Raw genomic sequence first — 2,500 nt, 5'->3', positions numbered from 1 at the left:
CCTCCTTAAAACCTATTTGAATGGGGGGAATAAGACAGGACTTAGGCAGTTAGCCCCCTAACCTTGTGCTTTTCGCGGCTAACCCTAAGTGTCTGGGCCCATTCATAGGAAATACCCCCTGTAGTCCCCCTTAATAAAGGGGAGGGCGACAGCCGGGGGTTCGGTTATCAATCCTGTGTTCAACTTCATGCCATTAAACTATTCAGAAAATGATGGTCTGTGGGAGCTACCCCTTTTTGCTACCCTAGGGGCGCAAAGGGCCGGGACAAGGGAGGAACAGAGTTTCAAGCATTCAGTGCGTAAGTCCGACAAGAGCCAAAAATAAGGGCTTCAGCGTTTTGCCTCAACGCAACAAGTTTGACTTCTCAAAAGTTGCAGCTGACTCATTTAGATTCAGCGAAGGAGATACTGACTGAGGATGATTCGTTGGATCGATCGCTTGAGGAGATCGAGAAAGATTGAGGATGAAATTTGCAACGGTCGTCAAGGTAGACAAAAGAATTAGCAGTGGCACAATCCCTTGAATAAATCTCATTGCTAACCCCCTGGAGATCCATTTCAAAAACTTCAAACTATGGATATCATCCTTAACCCGGTATGGGTCTGTCAGGAGCAGAAAGGGTCAGAAAATAAGTGAGCCAAAGTGACCCTTTCTGACTGAGAGATCGCGCCAGAGTGCTGGTTATAATCAGGCCAATGGTAAATCTGGTAGCTCGTCATGCCTAATCAGGCTCGAAAGCAACGAGGTGTGAAGGCCACACCGGAAGGACAGAGGTTGGTTAGGAGGCGAATGGCTGAGCTTCCCCATCCTCGGGATCAGGATAAGCGAGGCTGGAGTAATAATGTCCTTGCGGAGCAGTCAGGGGTCTCCGTGGAAACGGTCAAACGCTTTTTGAACGGTTCCGTTGAAGAAAGCAGCGCTCACAAAATTCTCGCGGCACTTGACTTAGACTACGCGCAGGTGATGGAGGCCAGTGCTGCTGACCCAGCCGAAGCAGGTGATCAGGATGTACAAGGCATAGCCAGCGAGTCAGACTCTTCCGCAGAAATTACGATCGCCTTTACCGATCTGGTTGATTCCACAAGGCTGCAATCGGTTTTGCATGGAAGGGAGCCTGAGAACCCGGATACCTGTTATTTGCGGGAAGTTCAAAACCCCCGATTTTGAAAGAGTAAGAGACTTGCTGCCACAATATAGGGGACGGGAAATTAAGACGATCGGGGACGCTTTTTTGATTGAATTTCCTAGCCCTGATCAGGCAGTTCGCTGGGCGATCGCACTTCGTCATCAGAGCTAATTATCACCATGCCCTCAAGGATCGTCCCCTTCAAATTTGCCCCTTGAAGAATCGCCTCTTGAAGATTCGCCCTTTCAAGATTCGCCCTTTCAAGATTCGCCTCTTGAAGATTCGCCCATTCAAGATCCGCCCCTGCAAGATCCGCCCCTGCAAGATTCGCCCCTGCAAGATTCGCCCCTAAAAGATTCGCCCCTGCAAGATCCGCCCCTGCAAGATCCGCCTTGAAAAGATTCGCCTCTAAAAGATTCGCCCCTAAAAGATTCGCCTCGAAAAGATTCGCCCCTGCAAGATTCGCCCCTAAAAGATTCGCCCCTGCAAGATCCGCCCTTTCAAGATTCGCCCCTAAAAGATTCGCCCACACAAGAATCGCCCCTGCAAGATTCGCCTTGAAAAGATTCGCTTGGGAGAAGTCTTTGGAGATAAGAATGCAGCCCTGCAACTGCAAAAAACTTAAGCAGTCTAGGCAAAAAACATTTGCATCTACTCGTTGTCCTTGCAGCCTGGAAAACCAGGTGCCAAAGGAATCCAGTGAAGGCCATTCAATTTTTGAAAGTTCTTGAGTTAACTGGGCACAGGCATTGAGAACTGCTAATAGCGCTTCCTCTGCATTGCGAGCTTGCTTGTTTTCTGTCTGAAAATCAGGTCGAGGATTTAGTCGCTCCATCGGCATTCCGTGCCGTAGCATGAAACTAATTAGATCGCAAAGGGTCTGCTGCCAAGCGACAACATCGGCTTCGTGTTGCTGATGGTGTAAGAGGATGTTTTAAAAGTTTTTTTGGGTCAGATTTTATGCTAACTGCCTCACCATGATTCGTATCATGGCCAGGTAAATAAATGTCTCCGAAGTTTCTGGCCATAACTCATAGTCTCGAACCAATCGACGGTACCCCATGAGCCAGCCAAATGTTCGTTCAACAACCCACCTTTTTTTCAGCAATACGAACCCTTTGGTTTGCTCTGGTCGCAGCACAACCTCCACAATCCACCGACAAACATCCATCACCCACATCAGGAATGGATTACCGTCAAAACCGCCATCGGCCCAAATCGTATGCAGTCGCGATACCCCTTGACCCATCTGTTTCACCTGTTGGAGTACCTGTTTAGCCCCCTCTCGTTCGGGTACACTCGCGGCAGTCACCAAGACCCGCAACAGCAATCCCAGGGTATCGACCGTCATAAACCGTTTTCGACCTTTAATT

General features: G+C 49.0%; 3 protein-coding genes. 1 reads left to right on the top strand and 2 read right to left on the bottom strand.

What is annotated here, in order from left to right; translation table 11 throughout:
- Positions 1-790: 790 nt before the first annotated feature.
- Positions 791-1,168, top strand: a complete 378-nt coding sequence (locus tag DO97_RS19950; RefSeq protein WP_036536964.1) for a helix-turn-helix domain-containing protein — start codon at positions 791-793, stop codon at positions 1,166-1,168.
- 77 nt (positions 1,169-1,245) lie between these two features.
- On the opposite strand, the gene DO97_RS19945 is transcribed toward DO97_RS19950, so the two are convergent.
- Positions 1,246-1,983: a pentapeptide repeat-containing protein gene (locus DO97_RS19945; protein ID WP_036536963.1), complete on the bottom strand. Its 738-nt coding sequence runs from the start codon at positions 1,981-1,983 to the stop codon at positions 1,246-1,248.
- A 102-nt stretch (positions 1,984-2,085) separates the two neighbouring features.
- A partial coding sequence (locus DO97_RS19940) for an IS5 family transposase (protein WP_036536276.1) occupies positions 2,086-2,500 on the bottom strand: 415 nt, incomplete at its 5' end.

It is taken from the genome of Neosynechococcus sphagnicola sy1, assembly GCF_000775285.1.
Lineage (GTDB): Bacteria > Cyanobacteriota > Cyanobacteriia > Neosynechococcales > Neosynechococcaceae > Neosynechococcus > Neosynechococcus sphagnicola.
This window is presented reverse-complemented; position numbering and strand designations above follow the sequence as displayed.

Bases quoted from the DNA above. Each gene is read 5' to 3' on its own strand.
- DO97_RS19950 (WP_036536964.1), top strand. From the start codon at position 791: ATGGCTGAGCTTCCCCATCCTCGGGATCAGGATAAGCGAGGCTGGAGT.
- DO97_RS19945 (WP_036536963.1), bottom strand. From the start codon at position 1,983: ATGCTACGGCACGGAATGCCGATGGAGCGACTAAATCCTCGACCTGAT.